This is a genomic window from Streptomyces olivaceus, from assembly GCF_000721235.1.
GTDB classification, from domain to species: domain Bacteria; phylum Actinomycetota; class Actinomycetes; order Streptomycetales; family Streptomycetaceae; genus Streptomyces; species Streptomyces olivaceus.
Window position 1 is genome coordinate 143,687 of sequence record NZ_JOFH01000002.1, and the last position, 21,684, is coordinate 165,370.

Genomic DNA, 21,684 nt, shown 5'->3' on the forward strand with positions numbered 1-21,684 from the left:
CCGCACGCGCCGGGCGCCGCCCAGCCCCAGGTACCGTTCACCCCCATGCGCACCCTCCTGCTCACGGGCCCCGGCGGCACCGGCCGTACCACCCTCGCCGCCGCCACCGCGCTCGCCGCAGCCCGCCAGGGCACCCGCACCCTGCTCCTCGGCACCGACCGCGACGACACCCTCGGCGCCGCTCTGGGCATGCGCACCGGCCCGGCCCCCGCCCTCGTCGAGCCCCGCCTCACCGTCTGGCGGCCCGACCCCGCCCAGGGCTTCCGCGACGGCCTCGCCGCCCTCCAGGACCGCGCCGCCTCCGCCCTCGACCTCCTCGGCGCCGCCCGCCTCGACCCCGAGGAGCTCACCCCGCTGCCGGGTGCCGACGACCTCGCCCTCCTGCGCGCCCTGCGCGAGGCCGCCCTCGCCGAGGCGCACGACCTCCTCGTCGTCGATCTCCCGGCCGCGCCGCGCGCCCTGGCCCTGCTCGCCGCGCCCGAGGAACTGCGCCGCTGCCTGCGCCGCCTGCTCCCGCCCGAACGGCAGGCGGCCCGCGCCCTGCGCCCCGTCCTCGGCCGGCTCGCGGGCGTCCCCCTGCCCACCGGCGCGCTGTACGAGACGGCCGCCCGCTGGGAGCTGGAACTCGCCGCCACCGAGGCCGTGCTCGCCGACCGGAACACCGTCGTACGGCTGGTCGCCGAGCCCGGCCCGGCCGGCGCCGACGCCGTCAGGACCGCCGCCCTCGGCCTCGCCCTGCGCGGCCTGCGCACCGACCTGCTGGTGGCCAACCGCGTCCTGCCCGAGGACGTACCGGCGGACAGCTGGCTCGGCGGGCCGCTGGCCCAGCAGCGCAAGACGCTGGCGGAGTGGCAGGGCACGTACGACGTCCGCACCGTCCCCCACCTCGGCCGCGACCCGCGCGGCACCGACGACCTCGCCGCGCTCGGAGCGCCGGGAGCAGCACCGGGAGCAGTGCCGGGAGCCGACGCGCACGCCGCCCCCGTCGAGTGGACCGTCACCGACCGGCTGGCCGAGGACGGCGTACTGGTCTGGAGCATCCCGCTGCCCGGCGCCGTCCGCGAGGAACTCGACCTGGTGCGCCGCGGTGACGAACTGGCCGTCGCCGCCGGCCCGTTCCGCCGGACCGTCCCGCTGCCCTCCGCGCTGCGCCGCTGCACCGTCGACGGGGCCGCGCTGCGCGGGGACACGCTCACCGTCCGGTTCACGCCGGACCCGGGGCTGTGGCCGCGCGGACGCTGAACCGAGCGCGGCCGTTCGGGTAACGTCGTAAGGACGAACCGTAGTCAGGAGTCCGTCATGAGCGAAGAGCTCCCTCCGTCCGAGGCCCCCCGCCCCGACGCGGCCGGCGGCGCGGACGGTGTCGGTGCGACGCGAGCGGCCGACGCGACCCGGGCGGCCGACGAGACGCGAGCCGCCGACGAGACGCGAGCCGCCGACGCCGACGCCTGGGCCACGGCGTGCGCCGAGGACCTGGAGGCGGAGAAGGCCCGCCGCCGGGCCGAGTACGGACCGCCGCCCGGCTCGGCCGCCGAGGAGCTGCGCCGGCTCGTCGACACCGTCGCCGACAAGCTGTCCGGCCTCCAGTCCCCGCTGCTCGGCCAGGTCGCCGGACCGGCCGCCCAGCAGGTGGTCCGGCAGGTCGTCCAGCAGGCGAAGGCGGCGGTCGAACCGGTCATCGAGCGCAACCCCGACGTCTTCGACCACCTCGCGGCCGCCGGCGGCGAACTCCTGGCCGCCTACCGCTCCGCCGTCCAGAACCAGGAACGCCGCTGGACCACCGGGGACACCGCGGCGAAGGACTCGCGCGACCCCCGCGACCAGGAAGAACGCGGCGACGACGGCCGCGACGAGGGCGACGGGGGCACCGGCCCGGGACAGCGCATCGACCTGGACTGAGCCCCGCCTCGGGTACGGTTGCCCTCAGCGGGGCTCGACCGAACTGAGGGATTCATGGGACTCACCATCGGCGTCGACATCGGCGGCACGAAGATCGCGGCCGGCGTGGTCGACGAGGAAGGCAACATCCTCTCGACCCACAAGGTGCCGACCCCCACCACACCCGAGGCCATCGTGGACGCCATCGCCTCCGCGGTGGAGGGCGCGCGGGTGGGGCACGAGATCGTCGCAGTGGGCATCGGCGCCGCCGGATACGTCAACCGCCAGCGCTCCACGGTCTACTTCGCGCCCAACATCGACTGGCGCCAGGAGCCGCTCAAGGAGAAGGTCGAGGCCCGCGTCGGGCTCCCGGTCGTCGTGGAGAACGACGCGAACGCCGCGGCCTGGGGCGAGTACCGGTTCGGCGGCGGCAAGGGACACCGCAACGTCATCTGCATCACGCTCGGCACCGGCCTCGGCGGCGGCATCATCATCGGCAACAAGCTGCGCCGCGGCCACTTCGGCGTGGCCGCCGAGTTCGGCCACATCCGGATGGTGCCGGACGGCCTGCTGTGCGGCTGCGGCTCGCAGGGCTGCTGGGAGCAGTACGCGTCGGGGCGGGCACTGGTGAGGTACGCCAAGCAGCGCGCCAACGCCACCCCCGAGCGTGCCGAGGTGCTGCTCGCGCTCGGCGACGGCACCCCCGAGGGCATCGAGGGCAAGCACATCTCCGTGGCCGCCCGCCAGGGCTGCCCGGTCGCCGTCGACTCCTACCGGGAGCTGGCCCGCTGGGCCGGTGCCGGACTCGCCGACCTGGCCTCGCTGTTCGACCCGTCCGCCTTCATCGTCGGCGGCGGCCTCTCCGACGAGGGCGACCTGGTCCTCGACCCGATCCGCAAGTCGTACAAGCGGTGGCTGGTCGGCGGCAACTGGCGTCCGGTCGCCGACGTGATCGCCGCCCAGCTCGGCAACAAGGCGGGTCTGGTGGGCGCTGCCGACCTGGCCCGGGAGCCCGACCCGATCATGTAGCGGCCGCTGCCGCGAGGCGCCGCGAAGCCCCTCCGTACGACCGAGCCCGTCGAGCCCCCGCCCGGGGACGGCGGGCCTCGTCGTATCTTGATCGCCATGGCAACGTCCTCCCTCTCTCCCCTCCCCAACTCCCGCACCGAACCCGACGGTTCCGCCGTCGTCCGGGTCCTGAGCTACAACGTCCGCTCCATGCGCGACGACACCGACGCCCTCGCCCGGATCGTCACCGCCTGCGCCCCCGACCTCGTCCTGCTCCAGGAGGCCCCCCGCCTCTTCCGCTGGCGCAAGAAGATCACCCGGCTCGCCGCCGCGTCCGGCCTGGTCCTCCTCTCCGGCGGCGGCACCGCCGCGGGCCCCGCGCTGCTGTGCTCCCTGCGGGCCACCGTGGAGCGCACCGAGGACGTGCTGCTCCCGCTCACCCCCGGCCGGCACCGCCGGGGCCTCGCCGCCGCCGTGGTCCGGATCGGCGGGGCCCGGCTCGGCGTCCTCAGCACCCACCTGTCGCTGAGCGCGGACGAGCGCCACGAGCAGGCCGGACTGCTTCTCGACCACCTGGCCGCCCTGGGCGTGACGCACGCCGTGGCGGGCGGCGACCTGAACGAGCCCCCCGGCGGCCGCACCTTCCGGCGGCTCGGCGAGGGACTGCGGGACTGCTGGACCGCCGCGCCCTGGGGCGGCGAGTACACCTTCCCGGCCACCGCTCCGGACCGCCGCATCGACGCGGTGTTCGTCACCGAGGACGTCGAGGTACTGGGCTGCGGGGTGCCCTCGGGGCTGCCGGGCGTGGCCGAGGACGACCTGAGGGCGGCCACGGACCACCTCCCGGTCCTGACCGCCCTCCGCGTACCCGCGACCACCTGATCCGGCCCGGCCGGACGTGCCTCCGGCCGGACGTGCCCCCCCCCGGCCGGTCGCGCTGCCCGGCGCTGAACGGCGCCACCGGTCGCGCAGCCCGGCGCCGACCGGCACCGCGTGGCCTCGCCGGGCCCCGTCCGGCCGGACCGCTAGACCACCGCGCCGCGCCCCGGATCGTCGTCGTCCTCGTCGCCCGTCCGCATCCGCACGACCAGGGTGGCGAAGCCGCCGAGGAAGCCGCCGATGCTCAGGGTCGCCAGCCACCACGTCATGTCCCAGCCCAGCACCACCGCCAGCAGGAGCAGCACGGGACCGCCGAGCACGCCCAGCCAGGCGAACCTCGAGGTGGTGTCGCCCTCGGGCAGCGGCGGCGGCTCGGGCGGCACGAAGTGGCCCTCGTCGTCCGCGTCGAAGTCGTCGTCGGACGGTTCGGCCGGGGTGTGGTCACGGGGGCCGACACCCGGAGCGAACGCGACGGAGCCACCCAGCGGCCGGGCCGGGACCGACCGGTCCGCCCCGGGCTTCTCGTCGTCCTCGTCGTCCGTGCCGTCCGTCCCAGTCGTTCCGGTCGTCCCGGTTGTCGAGGCCGTGCCGTTCATGTCGTTCGTCTCGGGTTCCAGCAGCGCCAGGTCCTCGATCGACTTGAACGGCTTCGCGCCGGGCGGGTCCGGGGGCTCCTCCCCGTACCCGGCGACGATGGCCGCCCAGGCGGCCTCCTCGTCCACGGGCGTGCCCCCGTCCTCGGGCCCGCGGTCCGCCGCGCGCTCCCGGCCGCCCTCGCCGTGCTCCCGCTCCCGCTCCTCGCGGTCCTCGCGGTCGGAGTCGTGCTCAGCCACCTGCGGCCGTCCCTTCCTTGCCGAGACCGGACTCCGGCTCCTCGACGGAACCGGGCGCGAGCCGGCCGATGAACGCGATGCTCTCCGCGAAGATCCGGTCCGCATCGTGGTCCAACGTCGCCACGTGGTAGCTCTGTTCCAGCAGGATCTCCGTCACGTCCGTCGACGACACCCGGCCGAGGATCCGCGCCGAGTCGGCCGGCGGCACCACATGGTCCTGCGGACTGCGCAGCAACAGCAGCGGCTGGGTGACCTGGGGCAGATCGCCGTCGGCGAGACGGAAGAAGGCACGCAGCGAGTGCGCCGAGTGCAGCGGCACCCTGTCGTACCCCAGCTCCGAGCCGAGGGGCTTGGCGATGTCGCTGGCGATGCCCTTCGTCGCCGGCACCAGGTGGCGCAGGACCGGAAGGGCGTGCTGGGCGACGCCGTGCATCCGGTTCGCCGGGTTGACGACCACGACGCCCGTCACGGCGTCCCCGTGCTTGGCGGCGAGCCGCAGCGCCAGTGTGCCGCCCATGGACAGACCGGCCACGAAGACCCGCGTGCAGCGCTCGCGCAGGGCGCGCAGCTCGCGGTCCACCTCCGCGTACCAGTCCTGCCAGCCGGTGACCTGCAGGTCCTGCCAGCGCGTGCCGTGCCCGGGCAGCAGCGGCAGCGCGACGCTCAGGCCGTGTGCGGCGAGATACCGGGCCCAGGGCCGCAGGGACTGCGGGGAACCGGTGAAACCGTGGCAGAGGAGGACGCCGACCTCCCCGCCCTCGTGGCGGAACGGCTCGGCTCCGGGCAGGACCGGCACGTCTCGGTCTCCTGTCGTCAGAGGGGACTCGCGGGTCTTTCACCGTACGCGACCGCACTGACACCGACCAGGGCCGTCGGAGCCATTGACCCTTGGCCGGGTTAAGGTCTGAGCCTCGGACACGGGAGGCACTCGGTTGTTGTACGGCGCGATGAAGGTCACCGTCGGGGGGTCGCTGAAGCTGGCCTTCCGACCCTGGGTGGAAGGCCTGGAGCACATTCCGGCGGACGGTCCCGCCATTCTGGCGAGCAACCACCTGTCGTTCTCCGACTCGTTCTTCCTCCCGGCCGTGCTCGACCGGAAGGTGACCTTCATCGCCAAGGCCGAGTACTTCAACACACCGGGGGTCAAGGGCAGGCTGACCGCGGCCTTCTTCAAGGGGGTCGGTCAGCTCCCGGTGGACCGCTCCGGCGCACGCGGGGCGGGGGAGGCCGCCATCAAGAGCGGCATAGAGGTCCTGGAGCGCGGCGAACTGTTCGGCATCTATCCCGAGGGCACGCGCTCCCCGGACGGCCGCCTCTACCGGGGCAAGCCCGGCGGCCTCGCGCGCGTGGCGCTCGCCACCGGCGCGCCCGTCCTCCCGGTCGCCATGATCGACACCGAGAAGATCCAGCCGCCCGGCCAGGTGATGCCGAAGCTGATGCGGCCCGGCATCCGTATCGGCAAGCCCCTGGACTTCGCCCGCTACCAGGGCATGGAGCACGACCGGTTCGTGCTCCGCGCGGTGACCGACGAGGTCATGTACGAGATCATGAAGCTCTCCGGCCAGGAGTACGTCGACGTGTACGCGACCGCCATGAAGCGGCAGCTCGCGGAGGCGGCGAAGGCCGAGAAGGCCGAAAAGGACGCGGCGAAGGAAGCAGCCAAGGAAGCGGCGAAGGAAGCGGACCGGGCGGCCAAGGACGCGGAGAGCCGGACCGGGGGCTAGCCCGCCGTCCGGACCACCACCGGCGCCCGGGGAGAGGGGGGACATGGCCAGGCGCGAGAGAGTCATGAGGATGTCGGTCGAGCAGCCGCTGTGGCGGGCGCTCGCCGGCTACCGCGTGCTCACCATGCTGTACGCGATCGGCTTCTTCGCCACGGCGTACTCCGGCTTCGAGCGCCCCTGGCTGGCCGTCGCCTACTACGCCGTCCTCTCCGTCTGGACGCTGGCCACCCTCCCCAAGGTCGCGAACGCCGCGAGCTGCACCAAGCGCTTCCTCGCCGCCGACCTCACCATCGCGCTGGCCGGCGTGCTGCTCACGCCCTTCGCCGACGCCCACGACCGCGTCATGGACGGCGGCCCGACCCTGCCGTCGATATGGACCGCCGGTTCCGTGCTGGCCTTCGCCATCAAGGGCGGCTGGCGCTGGGCTGCCGCCGCCTCCACCCTCGTCGCCGTCGCCAACCTGGTCGAACGCGGCACCCCGGCCCGCGACACCGTCCACAACGTCGTCCTCGTCTGGGTCGCCTCCATCGCCATCGGCTACGTCGTCGAGGTCGCCCGCGCCTCCGAGCGCACCCTCGCCCGGGCCCTGGAGATCGAGGCGGCCACCAGGGAACGCGAGCGGCTCGCCCGGGACATCCACGACAGCGTCCTCCAGGTGCTGGCGATGGTGCAGCGCCGTGGCGCCGTCATCGGCGGCGAGGCGGCCGAGCTGGGCCGGCTCGCCGGCGAGCAGGAGGTGGCGCTGCGCACCCTGGTCTCCGGCGGCCTGGTGCCCGTGTCCCGGGTGTCGGAGGACACCGCCGAGGGCGCCGTCGTCCGCGCGGTGGACGAACCGGAGGGACCGGAGGGCGAGTTCGCGGACGGTCCCGTCGACCTGCGCGCGCTGCTCGCCCCGTACGCGGGCTCCCTGGTGAATCTCGCGGAGCCGGGTGCCCCGGTCGAACTGGACCCGGCCTCCGCGCGGGAACTGGCGGCCGCCGTGGGAGCGGCCCTCGACAACGTCCGACGGCACGTCGGTGAGCGGGCGCGCGCCTGGATCCTGGTCGAGGACGAGCCCGGCGAGGTGATCGTCACCGTCCGGGACGAGGGCCCCGGCATCCCGGAGGGGCGGCTCGCCGAGGCCGAGGGCGAGGGGCGGCTCGGCGTGGCCCTGTCGATCCGGGGCCGGCTGCGCGACCTCGGCGGCACGGCCGAACTGATCTCGGTGCCCGGGCAGGGCACGGAGGTCGAACTGAGGGCACCGAAGGAAACCGGCGGCGTCGCCGCCCGGGGGAAGGCAGCGGACCATGGATGAACCACGGGCCCCGGGACGACACCCGGAGGGGCAGAATCCGAAGGAGCAGGACCCGGCGCGACAGAACGCGGAACGACGGGACCCGATCAGGGTCATGGTCGTGGACGACCACCCGATGTGGCGCGACGCGGTCGCCCGGGATCTGGCCGAGTCCGGCTTCGACGTCGTCGCCACCGCGGGCGACGGCGACCAGGCCGTGCGCCGTGCCCGCGCCGTCACGCCGGACGTCCTCGTCCTCGACCTCAACCTCCCCGGCAAACCCGGCGTCCAGGTCTGCAAGGAGGTCGTCGGCGCCGATCCGAAGCTGCGGGTGCTGGTGCTGTCGGCCAGCGGGGAGCACGCCGACGTCCTGGAGGCGGTGAAGTCCGGCGCGACCGGCTACCTGCTGAAGTCGGCGTCCACCGAGGAGTTGCGGGACGCGGTCCGCCGCACGGCCGTCGGCGACCCGGTCTTCACGCCGGGGCTCGCGGGTCTGGTCCTCGGCGAGTACCGCCGCCTCGCCTCCGAACCCGCCCCCGCCGCGGGCGGCGACGAACCCGGGGCGCCCCGGCTCACCGACCGGGAGACCGAGGTGCTCCGCCTGGTCGCCAAGGGCCTCAGCTACAAGCAGATCGCCGAGCGCCTGGTCATCTCCCACCGCACCGTGCAGAACCACGTCCAGAACACCCTGGGCAAGCTCCAGCTGCACAACCGGGTGGAACTGGTGCGGTACGCCATCGAAAGAGGTCTGGACGACGCCTGACCCGCGCGGGACAGTGGCCCCAACCAGCCACTGTGACAAAGGGGTTGTGCCATGAAGGTCGGAGTACTGACCGGAGGCGGTGACTGCCCCGGGCTCAACGCCGTCATCCGGGCCGCCGTCCGCAAGGGTGTACAGGAGTACGGCTACGACTTCACCGGCTTCCGGGACGGCTGGCGAGGCCCCCTGGAGGGCGACACCGTCCCGCTCGACATCCCGGCCGTCCGCGGCATCCTGCCCCGCGGCGGCACCGTTCTCGGCTCCTCGCGCACCAATCCGCTCCAGCAGGAGGGCGGCATACGGCGCATCAAGGACAACCTCGCGGAGCTGGGCGTCGAGGCGCTCATCACCATCGGCGGCGAGGACACCCTCGGCGTCGCCGCCTGCCTCGCGCAGGAGTACGGCGTGCCCTGCGTCGGTGTCCCCAAGACCATCGACAACGACCTGTCCGCCACCGACTACACCTTCGGCTTCGACACCGCCGTCGGCATCGCCACCGAGGCCATCGACCGGCTGCACACCACCGCCGAGTCCCACATGCGCGTCCTGGTCGTCGAGGTCATGGGCCGGCACGCCGGCTGGATAGCCCTGCACTCGGGCCTGGCCGGCGGCGCCAACGCCATCCTCATCCCCGAGCAGCCCTTCGACGTCGAGCAGGTGTGCGGCTGGGTGACCTCCCGGTTCCGGGCGTCGTACGCCCCGATCGTGGTCGTCGCCGAGGGGGCGGTACCGCACGACGGCGACATGGTGCTCAAGGACGAGTCGCTGGACTCCTACGGGCATGTCCGGCTGTCCGGGGTCGGCGAGTGGCTGGCCAAGCAGATCGAGAAGCGCACCGGCAAGGAGGCCCGCACCACCGTTCTCGGCCACGTCCAGCGCGGCGGCACGCCGAGCGCCTTCGACCGCTGGCTCGCCACCCGTTTCGGGCTGCACGCCATCGACTGCGTGCGCGACGGGGACTTCGGCAAGATGGTCGCCCTGCGCGGCACGGACATCGTCCGCGTCCCGATCGCCGACGCCACCGCCCGCCTCAAGACGGTCGACCCCGCGCTGTACGACGAGGTCGGCGTCTTCTTCGGCTGACCCGCGACGGCTGACCCGCGACCGGCGGGCCGGCGACGGCTGACCGGCGACGGGCCCGCGACGCGGCGGTGCCGACCGGCGCCGGTGGACCGGGGACCGTATATTCGGCCCGGAGCCCACCGAGACGGAACGGCACCGGGAGCGGTCATGGAGATCCTGGCCTTCGGCGTCCAGGCCGACGAGCAGCCCCTGATCGAGCAGGCCTTCCACGGCCGCGAGGAGATCCGCTGCGTCGACGTCTTCCTCAACGAGGACACCGCCCCGATCGCGGCCGGCCACGAGATCGTCTCCACCTCCGTCAACGCCGACCTCGGCGCCGACGTCCTGGAGATCCTCGCGGCCGGCGGCACCCGGATGGTCGCCCAGCGCTCCACCGGCTTCAACAACATCGACCTCGCGACGGCCGAGCGGCTCGGCATGACCGTCGCCCGGGTGTCGTACTACTCGCCGTACTCGGTCGCCGAGTTCGCCTGGGCCCTTGCCATGGCGGTCAACCGCCGGATCGTGCGCGCCGCCAACCGCACCCGGGACTTCGACTTCCGCCTCCAGGGGCTGATGGGCCGCGACCTGCACGGCCGCACCGCCGGTGTTCTCGGCACCGGCAAGATCGGTGAGGCCTTCGCCCGGATCGCCCACGGCTTCGGCATGCGCCTGCTCGGCTGGGACGTCGCCGAGAACCCGGCCTGCGCCGAACTAGGCATGCGCTACGTGCCCAAGGACGAACTGCTCGCCCAGTCCGACCTGATCACCCTGCACGTCCCGCTGATGGCCGAGACCCGGCACCTGATCGACGCGCCCGCCCTGAAGGCGATGCGGGACGACGCCATCCTGGTCAACTCCAGCCGCGGCGGCCTGATCGACACCGTCGCGCTCGTCGGCGAACTCCGCGCGGGCCGCTTCGCGGGCGTCGGCCTGGACGTGTACGAGGCGGAGGCGGGCCTGTTCTTCCTCGACAAGTCCCTCGAACCCGTCGAGGACGACACCCTGGCCCGCCTGGTCACCTTCCCGAACGTCCTGGTCACCTCGCACCAGGCGTACTACACCCGGGACGCCGTCGGCCAGATCGTCGACGCGACGGCGCGCAACGTCCTGGACTACCGCGAGGGCCGCCGCTCGGAGAACGTCCTGGTGCCGCGCGGCTGACCGGCCAGCTCACGCACGATCGCGGCGCCGTTCAGCGTCAGCACCGACTCCGGGTGGAACTGCACGCCCGCGAAGCCGTCGCCGCGCAGCGCGTGCACCTCGCCGCCCGCCGCGCGGCTCACCTCCACACCGTGCGCGGCCAGTTCGGCGGCCGCCTCGTCGTCGCACCGCGCGGTGAAGCTGTTGTAGAAACCGACCGTCTCGCGCCGCCCGAACAGCTCGATCTCCGTCTGCGCCCCCTGGTACGGCACCTCCCTGCGGACGAGGTCGAGCCCCAGCTCCGCCGCGATCAGCTCGTGCCCGAGGCAGACCCCGAGGACACCGTGCCGGTGCTCCCGGAGCACGTCGGCCGTCAGACGGCGCAGGAAGCGCATCCGGGGGTCGGCCGTGTCGCAGGGATCGCCGGGACCGGGCCCCAGCACCACCGGGCCCTCGTGCCCGAGCACCGCCGCGCGCAGCCCCGGCTCGTCGTGGCGCCGTACGTCCACCGCGAGTCCCGAGGAGCGCAGCACGTGCGCGAGCATCGCCGTGAAGGTGTCCTCCGCGTCGACCACCAGGGCCCGCCCCGCGAGCGCGTCCGACGGCTCCCGCATCCGCAGCCAGAACGGAGCCAGCGAGGCACGGCGCCCGTCCAGCGCCGCCCGCACCCGGGGGTCGTCGGCCAGTCCCGGCCGCCCGCCCTCCGCACGCGGCCGGGACGGGCGTACGCCGAGCGCCGCCAGCACCCCGGCCGCCTTCGCATGGGTCTCCGCGACCTCGCCCGCCGGGTCGGAGCCGCGCACCAGGGTCGCCCCGACCGGCACCCGCAGCCGCCCGCCCGCGTCGATGTCGGCGGTGCGGATCAGGATGGGGGAGTCCAGGGTCTGGGCGCCGCCGGAGTCCCGGCCGAGCAGCGCCAGCGCGCCCGCGTAGTAGCCGCGCCCGCCAGCCTCGTGCCGCTCGATCACCCGGCAGGCGTTCTGCACCGGCGACCCGGTCACCGTCGCCGCGAACATGGTCTCCCTCAGCACCTCCCGCACGTCCAGCGAGGAACGGCCGCGCAGCTCGTACTCGGTGTGCGCGAGGTGCGCCATCTCCTTCAGCCGCGGCCCGACGACCACCCCGCCCCTGTCGCCGACGGTGCACATCATCTTGAGCTCCTCGTCGACCACCATCGACAGCTCCTCGATCTCCTTGCCGTCGGCGAGGAAGTCCAGCAGGTCCTCGGGAGTCGGCCCCTCGGCGGGATAGCGGTACGTGCCGCTGATCGGGTTCATGACGACCGTGCCGCCGGACATGCGGACGTGCACCTCGGGACTGGCGCCCACCAGCGTCCGGTCCCCGGTGTGCACGACGAAGGTCCAGTACGCGCCCCGCTCGCCCACCAGCAGCCGCCGGAACAGGGCCAGCGCGTCGGCGCGGCCGAAGCCGTCGATCCGGCCCCCGTAGGTCCGCCGGATCACGAAGTTGGCGCCCTCACCGGCCCCGATCTCCTCGTCCAGCACCCGCCCCACGATCCGCGCGTACTCCTCGTCGCCCACGTCGAAGCCGCCGCCCTCGACCCGGACCTCGTGCGCGGGGAGCCGGGCCAGCGCCTCGGCGAGCGGAATCTCGTGGCGCTCCTCGGGGACCAGCGCCAGCAGCGGGGTGCCGTCGTCGCGGACGTCGAAGCCGCGCTCGCGGATCTGCCGGAAGGGGACGAGCGCCAGCCCGTCGTCGGGCAGGTCGGCGAGCGAGCCGTACTCCGCCACCGGGCCGAGCAGCAGCTCCACGGTGTCGTGGTCGCGCCCCGGGGTACGGCGGCGGAGCAGAGCGAAGGGGCGGGGTTCGGCCAGGAGGCCGGCCAGGGGGCCGGTCAGCGGTGGCAGCGACGGCAGTGGTGGCAGTGATGGCAGTGATGACAGTGATGTCATTGGTCCGTGTCCTTCTCTGTTCGTCGGAGAGGGAACGGACCCGGTCGCACACACCGAAGGCCGCCCCTCGGGCGGCCTTCGCGAAGTCTCTGCGTACGCGCAGTCAGTGGGCCGCCGGGTGAGCGGTCCACCACCAGTTCTGGATCGGGTGCGCGAACATGGCAGGCAGCGTACCCCACCCCGGCCGGGCCCCGGAGTGAGCGGCTCGTCTCATTCTCTGGGCGCGGCCATGGGCCCCTGTTCCGACCCCGTAGTCTTGAGCAGGTGACCGTGAACGCTGATTCTCAAAGCGTCGCCGCTCAGGCGACATGGCGAAACCTGCCCGCGGCGCAGCAGCCCGAGTACCCGGATGCCGAGGCTCTGCGCGACGTGATCGCCGAGCTCGAAACGTATCCCCCGCTGGTGTTCGCCGGCGAGTGCGACCAGCTGCGCGCCCGGCTGGCGGCCGTCGCCAAGGGAGAGGCGTTCCTGCTCCAGGGCGGTGACTGCGCCGAGTCGTTCGACGGGGTGTCGGCCGAGCACATCAGGGCGAAGCTGAAGACGCTGCTGCAGATGGGCGCCGTCCTCACCTACGCCGCGTCCGTGCCCGTGGTGAAGGTCGGCCGGATCGCCGGCCAGTACTCCAAGCCGCGCTCCAAGCCGACCGAGACCCGCGACGGCGTGACCCTGCCGACCTACCGCGGCGACTCGGTCAACGGCTTCGACTTCACCGAGACGGCCCGCGTTCCCGACCCCGACCGGCTCAAGCGGATGTACCACGCCTCCGCGTCCACGCTGAACCTGGTGCGCGCCTTCACCACCGGTGGTTACGCCGACCTGCGCCAGGTGCACGCCTGGAACCAGGACTTCGTCAAGTCCTCCCCGTCCGGCCAGCGTTACGAGCAGCTGGCCCGGGAGATCGACAACGCGCTGAACTTCATGCGGGCCTGCGGCACCGACCCGGAGGAGTTCAAGACCGTCGAGTTCTTCTCCTCGCACGAGGCGCTGCTGATGGACTACGAGTCGGCGCTCACCCGCGTCGACTCCCGCACCGGGCAGCTGTACGACGTCTCCGGGCACATGGTCTGGATCGGCGAGCGCACCCGGCAGCTGGACCACGCGCACATCGAGTTCGCGTCGAAGATCCGCAACCCGGTCGGCGTCAAGCTCGGCCCGAACACCACGGCCGAGGAGGCGCTGCAGTACATCGAGCGCCTGGACCCCGAGCGCGAGCCCGGCCGGCTGACCTTCATCGTCCGCATGGGCGCGGACAAGATCCGCGACAAGCTGCCCGAGCTGGTGGAGAAGGTCACCGCGTCCGGCGCGACGGTCGCCTGGATCACCGATCCGATGCACGGCAACACCTACGAGGCGGCCTCCGGCCACAAGACCCGTCGCTTCGACGACGTGCTCGACGAGGTCAAGGGCTTCTTCGAGGTGCACAAGTCGCTCGGAACCCACCCGGGCGGCATCCACGTGGAGCTGACCGGCGACGACGTCACCGAGTGCGTGGGCGGCGGCGACGAGATCTTCGTCGACGACCTGCACCAGCGCTACGAGACGGCCTGCGACCCGCGGCTCAACCGCAGCCAGTCGCTCGACCTGGCGTTCCTGGTGGCGGAGATGTACCGGGACCAGTGACGCACGCCCCCGCGGGCACGACGGCGGGGCGGTGAAATGGGGCGCGGGTCACACAGGATCCGCGCCCCCTCCACTTTTGCCTGCCTTGCGCCATGGGTAAGGTTAGGTTTGCCTCACCGATCAGTCGGGCCCTCCGGTCGTCGGTACGGCACGACCTTGTACCCCGCCCGGGAGGTGAACCGCGTGTTCGTCTGCAGCTGCTTCGGTGTCACCGAGGAACAGGTGAAGAGCCACGCGGACGCCGGTGCGTGCACGCCCCGGCAGATCGCCTCCGCCTGCAAGGCCGGCACCGACTGCGGCGGCTGCGTACGCCGCATCCAGGCGCTGCTCGGGCGCGGCGCGTGCCCCCGACGGCAGCTGGCCGACCAGGGCGCGCCGGTCCTCGCGGAGCTTCCCGAGGCGGCCTGAGGGCCGCGTACTCGCTTCTGGAGCGAGTCTAGAGCGAGCCCGGTCCGGAGGGGTCCGGCTGGACCTGCTCGATGACCGTCGACAGGTACAGCGACTCGCCGAGCTTCTCGATCAGGTCGAGCTGCGTCTCCAGGTAGTCGATGTGGTGCTCCTCGTCGGCGAGGATCGCCTCGAAGACGTTGGCCGACGTGATGTCGTGCTTGGCCCGCATCACCTCGATGCCCCGGCGCAGCCGGTCGATGGCCTCGACCTCGATCTCCCGGTCGGCCCGGAACATCTCCGTCACGCTCTGGCCGACCCGCACGTGGAAGAGCCGCTGGTAGTTCGGCAGGCCGTCCAGCAGCAGGATGCGGTCGGTGAGCACTTCCGCGTGGCGCATCTCGTCGAAGGACTCCGCGCGCGTGTACTTCGCGAGCTTGGTCCAGCCCTTGTGGTCCTGCAGCTTCGCGTGCAGGAAGTACTGGTTGATCGCCGTCAGCTCGGCGGTCAGCTGCTCATTCAGGAACTCGATGACCTCGGGGTCGCCCTGCATCGCTTGAGGCTCCTTCGAACGGGAACAGGCGTGTTGCGCGGCATGATTGCACCGGCGCCGAAGATCGTCCAGTAAGTGTTGACTTAGTAAGTAAGTACTGGCTTAGCCGATATCATGGGCATTCGTCCCGTTTGCTCGAATGTAAGCAGGGTCGGTGAGGGGCATCGGTCCGGGTCTGTCAGGATGGAGACATGGGTCAGCCGGCGGGAAGCGAATCGGGGGAAGACGGTCCGGAAGGAGCGTCCGGATTCGAGCTCCCACCGGGACAGCGGCTCCAGCGCGGCTGGCCCGTCACCCACTACGGACCGGTCCCCAAGTTCCGTCCCGAGCGCTGGGAGTTCCGGGTCTTCGGGTCCACCACCGACGGTGAGAAGCACGGCTGGACCCACGGCGAGTTCACCGCCCTGCCCTACACCACCGTCGTCGCCGACCTGCACTGCGTCACGAAGTTCAGCATGCCCGGCGCCGAGTGGGGCGGCGTGCCGGCCGCCACGATCCTCGGGCTGGCCCCGCCCGCGCCCGACGTGACCCACGTGATGGTCTGGGCCGAGTACGGCTTCAGCTCCAACCTGCGGCTGTCCGACTTCACCGCCGCGCGCACCCTGTTCGCCACCCACAAGGACGGGGAGCTGCTCACCGCCGAGCACGGCTTCCCGCTGCGGCTGGTCGTCCCGCACCTGTACGCCTGGAAGGGGCCGAAGTGGGTGCGCGGCATCGAGTACATGACGGCCGACCGGCGCGGCTTCTGGGAGGAGCGCGGCTACCACAACATCGGTGACCCGTGGCGGGAGCAGCGCTACTCCTACCAGGAGGAGCCCGGGGACGGCCCCGAGCTGTGATCCGCCCCGGCCGCCCCCGCCTCCCCGGGGTCAGCCGTCGCGCAGCTTCTTCAGCCGCTCCACGTCCGCCGCGTGTCCCGCTTTGCCGCCGGGCGTCTCGATGACCAGCGGCACACCGTCGGTTGCCGGGTGCCTCATCAGCGCCCGGAACGGGTCCTCGCCGATGTGACCGGCGCCGATGTTCTCGTGCCGGTCCTTGTGCGCGCCGGCCACGTCCTTGGAGTCGTTGGCGTGGATCAGCTTCAGCCGGCCCTCGCCGACGGTGTCCACCAGCAGATCGAGGGTCTGGTGCATGCCCGAGGGGCCGGTCAGGTCGTGGCCGGCCGCGAAGATGTGGCAGGTGTCCAGGCACACGCCCAGCTTCGGATGGGCGTCCAGCGCCTCGAAGTACGGGCCGAAGTCCCACGTCCGCGAGCACAGCGAGGCGCCCTGTCCGGCGGTCGACTCCAGCAGCAGGTACGGGTCGTCGTCGTGGGTCAGCTCGTCGAGCAGCGGCAGCATGTGCTCCCGCACCTGCCGCAGCGCCACCGAGCGCTCCCGTCCGCCGGTCGCGCTGCCGGTGTGCACCACCACACCGAGCGCCCCGATGTCCCGGGCCCGGCGCAGCGAGTGGCGCAGCGACTCGACCGACCGCTCCACCGTCGCCGGGGTGTGCGAACCGAAGTTGATCAGGTACGGCGCGTGCACGTACGCCGGGACGGACTCGGCCGCGCAGGCCTCCCGGAACGCCTCGTCCTGCTTCGGGTTGCCGGCCGGCGTGGCCCAGCCGCGCGGGTTGGCGACGAAGACCTGCACGGCCTCCGCGGCCAGCTCACGGGCGTAGGACAGTCCCACGGAGTGCAGGCCGCCGGCCACGGGGACATGACCGCCGACGGGATTGCGGGGGAGCGGGATCGGGGCAGCGGCCTGTTCACTCTTCACCCGTTCAGGGTGTCATGGCGGACGGCCGCGCCCGGCGCCGCGTCCGGTCGCCTGATAGCGAGCCGGTTGTCCGGTGGTGAGCCGGTCACCTGATGGTGAGCCGGTCGTCCGGTGCGTCTGGTGGTGAGCCGGTCATCTGATGGTGATCTTGATGGACGACCCCTTGGGAGCGGTGTCCCCGCCCTCCACGGACTGCTCCTTCACGGTGTCGCCGAACAGCCCGAGCAGACCCCGGTCCTCCTTCACCCCGAATCCGGCGTCCTCGAGCTTCTGCTTCGCGTCGTCCACGCTGTCGCCGACCACGTCCGGGACCTCGACCATCTGGGGGCCCTTGGAGACCGTCAGCGTCACCGTGTCGCCCTCGGCGGCCTCGCTGCCCGGCTCGGGTGTCTGCCGGGCGACCTGTCCGCTGTCGTGCTCGGAGTTCACCCGCTTCTCGGCGACCTTCACCTTCAGACCGGCCTCCGACAGCTCGGTCCTCGCCTCGTCCAGGTCGTCGCCGGTGACGTCCGGGACGTCCACCGGGCGGCCCTTGCTGACGACCAGGGCGACCGCCGAGCCGCCGCGCACGGTGGTGCCCGCCGCGGGCTTGGTGGAGACCACGAAACCGGTGGGGACCTCCTCGCTGAAGGCCTTCGTCACCATGCCCGGCTCAAGACCCTCGTCCTTCAGCAGGGTGCGGGCCCGGTCCAGCCGGTAGCCCTCCAGGTCCGGCAGCTTCACCCGGTCGGGTCCGTCGGACACCGTGAACGACACCGAGTCGTTCTTGCGGATGCGGTCGCCCACTCCGGGCTCGGTACTGATGATCTGGCCGCGGTCCACGGTGTCGCTGTGCGCGTGACTCACCTTGCCGACGTCCAGACCGGCCTCGTCCAGCCGGTCCCTGGCCTGCGCCTCGGTCTTGGAGAGCAGCGCGGGGACCTTGGTGAACTGACCGGAGTTGATGTACCAGATGCCCGTGCCGAGGCCCAGGACCAGCAGGACGGCCACGACGGCCGCCAGCGGGCCGCGCCGCATCCGCGGCCCGCGGCGCCGGGGCGGGTCGGGCGGGGGAGAGGCGAGCCGGCTGGTGTGCTGGACGCCGTCGGAGGGACCGCCCGCGCCGTCCTCGTCCTCGTTGACCGGCAAGGGGCGGGGTATCGTCAGCGCGCGCGGGATCACACTCGTGCGGTCCTCGGCGTTGTCGTGGTCCGCGGCGAGGGCCTGCGGCGGCACCGCGTCCAGCTGCTCCACGCTCAGCTTCCCGCGGCTCTCCCGGATCCGGGCGAGCAGGGCCACGGCGTCGTGCGGCCGGACCTCGGGGTTGCGGGCGGTGGCCGCGGCGACCAGCTCGTCCAGCTCGTACGCCAGCTCCGGCACGGCGGCCGACGGCGGCGGCACGTCGTCGTGCAGGTGCTTGTAGAGCACCGCCGCGGGCGAGTCGCCCTCGTGCGGCTTGGCGCCGGTCAGCATCTCGTACAGGACGACACCGCAGGCGTAGACGTCGACCCTGGGGTCCGCGGTGCCCGTTTCGATCTGCTCGGGCGCCAGGTACGAGACGGTGCCCAGGACCGCCCCGGTGGTGCTGGTGACCGTGTCGACGGCCCGCACCAGCCCGAAGTCGGCGACCTTGACCCGGCCGTCGTCCCCTATCAGGACGTTCTCCGGCTTCATGTCGCGGTGCACGAAACCGGCCCGGTGGGCGGCGCCGAGCGCGGCGAGGACCGGCTCCAGGATGTCCAGCGCGGCCCGCGGCTGCAGCGCCCCGCGCTCGCGCAGCACGTCGCGCAGGGTGCAGCCGGCGATGTACTCCATGGCCAGATAGACGTACGCCCCCTGGGCGCCCTGGTCGAAGACCTGGACGACATTGGGGTGGTCGAGCCGGGCCACCGACTTGGCCTCGCGGATGAACCGGTCGACGAAGGTGGCGTCGGTCGCGAGCGCAGGGTGCATCACCTTCAGCGCGAGCACGCGGTCCAGGCGGGTGTCCACGGCCCGGTAGACCGTGGCCATCCCGCCGACCGCGATCCGCGCCTCTACGCGGTACCGGCCGTCGAGCACCTGCCCGACCAGAGGGTCCTGAAGGGTCGTGTCCACGCAGGCGAGTCTACGAGCCCCCACCGACACCCCGTGCCGCCGAACAGCATCGGACCAGTACTGCATCCCATCTGTGACGTACCTGGCACCCCCCCGGCCGCTGCGGGCAGTCGTGCCGCTGGGGCGGCACGGGTGGGCGCAGCGGCACCCGGCAGCGCCGGGCCGTGCACCCGCCCCCGGCCCGCACTCACGGGCACCCCGTCCACGCCGGGCCCCGCGAGTCACCCCCGGCCGATACCCACGCCGGGCACCTCACCCGCGACTCAGAACGCCGGCCGCTCCGGATCCAGCGCGGCGACCCCCTCAACCGGCGAGGACGCCACCGCCATGTGCCGCCGAGGCATCCGCCCCGCCCGCCGGGCCAACCGCCCCGCCTCCACCGCGCACCGCATCCCCTCCGCCATGAGCACCGGCTCCTGGGCCCGCGTCACCGCCGAGGCCAGCATCACTCCCGCGCACCCCAGCTCCATCGCCAGCGCCACGTCCGACGCCGTACCGGCCCCCGCGTCCAGAATCACCGGCACGCGCGCGTGCTCCACGATCAGCTGGAAGTTGTGCGGGTTGCGGATGCCGAGCCCCGACCCGATCGGCGAGCCCAGCGGCATGATCGCCGCGCACCCGACGTCCTCCAGCTTCCGCGCCAGCACCGGGTCGTCGTTCGTGTACGGCAGCACCGTGAACCCGTCGTCGACCAGCGTCTCCGCCGCGTCCAGCAGTTCGATCGGGTCGGGCAGCAGGGTGCGCTCGTCGGCGATGACCTCCAGCTTGACCAGGTCCGTGCCGAGCGCCTCGCGCGCCAGCCGCGCGGTGAGCACGGCCTCCCCGGCGGTGAAGCAGCCGGCGGTGTTCGGCAGCACCCGGATGCCGAGCCGGTCCAGTACGGACAGCACCGACCCGTGCACCGACGCGTTCACGCGCCGCATCGCGACGGTCGTCAGCTCGGTCCCGGACGCCACCAGCGCGCGCTCCAGCACGTCCAGGCTGGGCGCTCCGCCCGTACCCATGATCAGGCGGGACGTGTACGACGTACCGCCGAGGACGAAGGGATCGTCGGCCATCGGTCAGCCTCCTTGCACAGCGGTGAGGACCTCGACGCGGTCGCCGTCGGCCAGGGCGGTGTCGGACCACCGCGCGCGCGGGACGACGGTTTCGTTCAGGGCGGCGGCCACTCCGGACGGTGCCGCGGTGAGCGTGCCCACCAGGGAGTCCAGGGCGGTGCCGGGAGCCACCTCGCGCGGCTCGCCGTTGACGGAGATGTTCATGCGGGCTGCTCCGAGTGTGCCGGGCGTGCGGGGGCGGCGCCGAAGCGCCGGGGGGTGAAGGGCAGGGCCTCGTCCGGGAGTTCCCCGGTGGTCAGGGCGTGCGCCAGGACGTCGCCGGTGACGGGGGTGAGCAGGATGCCGTTGCGGTGGTGCCCGGTGGCCAGCAGCAGCCCCTCCAGCTCGGTCGGACCGAGCAGCGGCGCGTTGTCCGGGGAGCCGGGACGCAGCCCCGCGCGGGTCTCCGTGAGCGGCAGCTCGGTGATGCCGGGGACCAGTTCGTGCGCGTCGCGCAGCAGCTCGTAGACGCCGCCCGCGGTGACCGTCGTGTCCCAGCCCAGCTCCTCGCTGGTGGCGCCGACGACCAGCTCGCCGTTCTCCCGGGGCACCAGGTAGACGTGGTTGCCGCGCACCACGGCGCGCACCGTCCGGTTGAGCAGCGGCCCGTGCGCCGACGGCATCGTCAGCCGCAGCACCTGGCCCTTCACGGGCCGCACGGGCGGCAGTACGGCGTCCGGCACGCCCGCGAGCCGTCCGCTCAGGCTGCCCCCGGCCAGCACCACCCGTCCCGCCTCCAGCGCGGTGCCGTCGGCGGTGACGATCCCGGTGGCCCGCTCGCCGCGCCCGACGGTGAGCCGCTCGGCCCACACCCGGTGGAAGACCACACCCGCCCGTTCGCAGGCGGCGACGAGCGCGCGGGCGAGGCGGCGCGGGTCGACCTGATGGTCGCCGTCCACCCGCAGTCCCCCGCGCACGCCCGGCGCGAGCATCGGTTCCAGACGCCGGCACTCGCGCCCCGACAGCCACTCCGACTCCAGGCCGGAGCGTTGCTGGAGCGCGTGCAGTTCGCGCAGGCCTGCGCGGTCGTCGGCGTCCAGCGCGACGGCGAGGGTGCCGCAGCGGCGGTACCCGAGGTCCTGACCGGTGAGGTCGGTCAGCTCGGCCGCGAAGTCGGGGTAGCGGCGGGCCGAGGCGAGGTTCAGCGCGAGCAGCGTCTGCTCGCCGTGGTGCAGCTCGGTGACGGCCGCCAGCATCCCGGCCGCGACCCGGGCCGCCCCGCCGCCCGGCTCGGGGTCGACGAGAGCCGTGGCGAGCCCGCGCTGCGCGGACCGCCAGGCGGTGACCAGCCCGATGACACCGCCGCCGACGACGAGGACGTCGGGCGTGCCGGACGCGGCCGGTGCGGACGACTCGGTGACCCCGGACGACGCCGCGGGTGCCGGCGACTCGGTGACCCCGGACGACGCTGTGCGCGCCGATGGTTCCGTGCGGGTTGATGACGCGGTGTGTGCTGGGGACGACATGGGCGTCCAGCCCCTCCCTTCGCCGGCATGACCCGGATCAGGTTCGTACGGTCGGAGGCCGCCAGCCTCCCTCTCAGCCCGGTGCGTCCGGGCTCCCGCGAGTGCTCTACGCCGTCCACCCTAGCCCGCGGGGCGCCGAACCCGTAAGGGAGCTGCCCGGCGGCGGGCGGCCGGCCGGGCAGTGCCGTGCGCCGCTGTGCTGTGCTGTGGAGCAGCTCACCGTGCACGGACACTGACCGGCGACGCGGCAGG

At 73.1% G+C, this 21,684-nt stretch carries 22 protein-coding genes and 1 riboswitch; of the genes, 12 read left to right on the forward strand and 10 right to left on the reverse strand.

Annotation, left to right across the window (positions count from 1 at the left end; translation table 11 throughout):
• Positions 1-45 precede the first annotated feature (45 nt).
• The 4 genes from IG94_RS0103570 to IG94_RS0103585 all read left to right on the forward strand — a co-directional run bounded on the left by IG94_RS0103570 (position 46) and on the right by IG94_RS0103585 (position 3,768).
• Positions 46-1,242 carry an ArsA family ATPase gene (locus tag IG94_RS0103570; protein ID WP_031030842.1) on the forward strand — a complete coding sequence of 399 codons (1,197 nt, stop codon included), beginning with the start codon at positions 46-48 and terminating at the stop codon, positions 1,240-1,242.
• 57 nt (positions 1,243-1,299) lie between these two features.
• The gene (locus IG94_RS0103575) at positions 1,300-1,899 is read left to right on the forward strand and encodes a DUF5304 domain-containing protein (protein ID WP_031030845.1); all 600 of its coding nucleotides are present in this window, start codon (positions 1,300-1,302) and stop codon (positions 1,897-1,899) included.
• A 54-nt stretch (positions 1,900-1,953) separates the two neighbouring features.
• Positions 1,954-2,907 carry an ROK family glucokinase gene (locus tag IG94_RS0103580; protein ID WP_031030848.1) on the forward strand — a complete coding sequence of 318 codons (954 nt, stop codon included), beginning with the start codon at positions 1,954-1,956 and terminating at the stop codon, positions 2,905-2,907.
• A 96-nt stretch (positions 2,908-3,003) separates the two neighbouring features.
• The gene (locus IG94_RS0103585; protein ID WP_031030851.1) at positions 3,004-3,768 is read left to right on the forward strand and encodes an endonuclease/exonuclease/phosphatase family protein; all 765 of its coding nucleotides are present in this window, start codon (positions 3,004-3,006) and stop codon (positions 3,766-3,768) included.
• 143 nt (positions 3,769-3,911) lie between these two features.
• Here IG94_RS0103585 and IG94_RS0103590 read toward each other — a convergent pair whose 3' ends face one another.
• Both IG94_RS0103590 and IG94_RS0103595 read right to left on the reverse strand, forming a co-directional pair.
• On the reverse strand, positions 3,912-4,598 hold the full coding sequence (locus tag IG94_RS0103590; protein ID WP_031030853.1) for a hypothetical protein: 687 nt from the start codon (positions 4,596-4,598) through the stop codon (positions 3,912-3,914).
• Entirely contained in the window at positions 4,591-5,394 is an 804-nt protein-coding gene (locus tag IG94_RS0103595; protein ID WP_031030856.1) for an alpha/beta hydrolase, read from the reverse strand. The genes IG94_RS0103590 and IG94_RS0103595 overlap by 8 nt, the downstream gene beginning before the upstream one ends.
• A gap of 151 nt (positions 5,395-5,545) precedes the next feature.
• Between IG94_RS0103595 and IG94_RS0103600 the strand changes: the two genes are divergently transcribed.
• From IG94_RS0103600 to IG94_RS0103620, 5 genes are all read left to right on the forward strand, one after another.
• Positions 5,546-6,322, forward strand: coding sequence for a lysophospholipid acyltransferase family protein (locus tag IG94_RS0103600; RefSeq protein WP_043482857.1), 777 nt, complete (start codon positions 5,546-5,548; stop codon positions 6,320-6,322).
• 43 nt (positions 6,323-6,365) lie between these two features.
• Complete coding sequence (gene macS, locus IG94_RS0103605; RefSeq protein WP_031030863.1) at positions 6,366-7,616, forward strand: MacS family sensor histidine kinase; 1,251 nt, start codon at positions 6,366-6,368, stop codon at positions 7,614-7,616.
• Between the two features lie 94 nt (positions 7,617-7,710).
• A complete protein-coding gene (locus IG94_RS0103610) occupies positions 7,711-8,358 on the forward strand; it encodes a response regulator (RefSeq protein WP_031030866.1) in 648 nt (215 codons plus the stop codon).
• A 51-nt stretch (positions 8,359-8,409) separates the two neighbouring features.
• On the forward strand, positions 8,410-9,438 hold the full coding sequence (locus IG94_RS0103615; protein ID WP_031030869.1) for a 6-phosphofructokinase: 1,029 nt from the start codon (positions 8,410-8,412) through the stop codon (positions 9,436-9,438).
• Between the two features lie 147 nt (positions 9,439-9,585).
• A complete protein-coding gene (locus IG94_RS0103620; protein WP_031030871.1) occupies positions 9,586-10,581 on the forward strand; it encodes a 2-hydroxyacid dehydrogenase in 996 nt (331 codons plus the stop codon).
• On the opposite strand, the gene IG94_RS0103625 is transcribed toward IG94_RS0103620, so the two are convergent.
• Positions 10,533-12,473, reverse strand: coding sequence for an anthranilate synthase family protein (locus IG94_RS0103625; RefSeq protein WP_224221978.1), 1,941 nt, complete (start codon positions 12,471-12,473; stop codon positions 10,533-10,535). The two genes, IG94_RS0103620 and IG94_RS0103625, sit on opposite strands and share 49 nt — an antisense overlap.
• Positions 12,474-12,576: 103 nt before the next feature.
• Positions 12,577-12,783, reverse strand: coding sequence for a trp operon leader peptide (locus tag IG94_RS44295; protein ID WP_107060411.1), 207 nt, complete (start codon positions 12,781-12,783; stop codon positions 12,577-12,579).
• Here IG94_RS44295 and IG94_RS0103630 point away from each other — a divergent pair.
• The gene (locus IG94_RS0103630; RefSeq protein WP_031030874.1) at positions 12,738-14,093 is read left to right on the forward strand and encodes a class II 3-deoxy-7-phosphoheptulonate synthase; all 1,356 of its coding nucleotides are present in this window, start codon (positions 12,738-12,740) and stop codon (positions 14,091-14,093) included. The two genes, IG94_RS44295 and IG94_RS0103630, sit on opposite strands and share 46 nt — an antisense overlap.
• A gap of 174 nt (positions 14,094-14,267) precedes the next feature.
• The gene (locus IG94_RS0103635) at positions 14,268-14,501 is read left to right on the forward strand and encodes a (2Fe-2S)-binding protein (RefSeq protein WP_031030876.1); all 234 of its coding nucleotides are present in this window, start codon (positions 14,268-14,270) and stop codon (positions 14,499-14,501) included.
• Positions 14,502-14,529: 28 nt separating this feature from the next.
• Here IG94_RS0103635 and bfr read toward each other — a convergent pair whose 3' ends face one another.
• A complete protein-coding gene (bfr, locus tag IG94_RS0103640) occupies positions 14,530-15,033 on the reverse strand; it encodes a bacterioferritin (protein ID WP_031030879.1) in 504 nt (167 codons plus the stop codon).
• Between the two features lie 191 nt (positions 15,034-15,224).
• Here bfr and IG94_RS0103645 point away from each other — a divergent pair, with 191 nt between their 5' ends.
• A complete protein-coding gene (locus IG94_RS0103645; RefSeq protein ID WP_031030882.1) occupies positions 15,225-15,872 on the forward strand; it encodes a sulfite oxidase-like oxidoreductase in 648 nt (215 codons plus the stop codon).
• A gap of 30 nt (positions 15,873-15,902) precedes the next feature.
• On the opposite strand, the gene IG94_RS0103650 is transcribed toward IG94_RS0103645, so the two are convergent.
• The 5 genes from IG94_RS0103650 to thiO form a co-directional block, all read right to left on the reverse strand.
• Complete coding sequence (locus IG94_RS0103650) at positions 15,903-16,766, reverse strand: deoxyribonuclease IV (RefSeq protein WP_031030885.1); 864 nt, start codon at positions 16,764-16,766, stop codon at positions 15,903-15,905.
• 159 nt (positions 16,767-16,925) lie between these two features.
• Positions 16,926-18,869 carry a Stk1 family PASTA domain-containing Ser/Thr kinase gene (gene pknB, locus IG94_RS0103655; RefSeq protein WP_031030886.1) on the reverse strand — a complete coding sequence of 648 codons (1,944 nt, stop codon included), beginning with the start codon at positions 18,867-18,869 and terminating at the stop codon, positions 16,926-16,928.
• A gap of 263 nt (positions 18,870-19,132) precedes the next feature.
• Positions 19,133-19,927 (reverse strand): thiazole synthase, encoded by a 795-nt coding sequence (locus IG94_RS0103660; RefSeq protein WP_031030889.1) that lies wholly within the window; start codon positions 19,925-19,927, stop codon positions 19,133-19,135.
• Between the two features lie 3 nt (positions 19,928-19,930).
• Complete coding sequence (gene thiS / locus IG94_RS0103665; RefSeq protein WP_031030892.1) at positions 19,931-20,131, reverse strand: sulfur carrier protein ThiS; 201 nt, start codon at positions 20,129-20,131, stop codon at positions 19,931-19,933.
• Positions 20,128-21,432, reverse strand: coding sequence for a glycine oxidase ThiO (gene thiO, locus IG94_RS0103670; protein WP_078892147.1), 1,305 nt, complete (start codon positions 21,430-21,432; stop codon positions 20,128-20,130). Before thiO ends, thiS begins: the two co-directional genes overlap by 4 nt.
• A riboswitch (TPP riboswitch) is annotated at positions 21,430-21,541 on the reverse strand. Its footprint overlaps the gene before it by 3 nt.
• Positions 21,542-21,684: the final 143 nt, after the last annotated feature.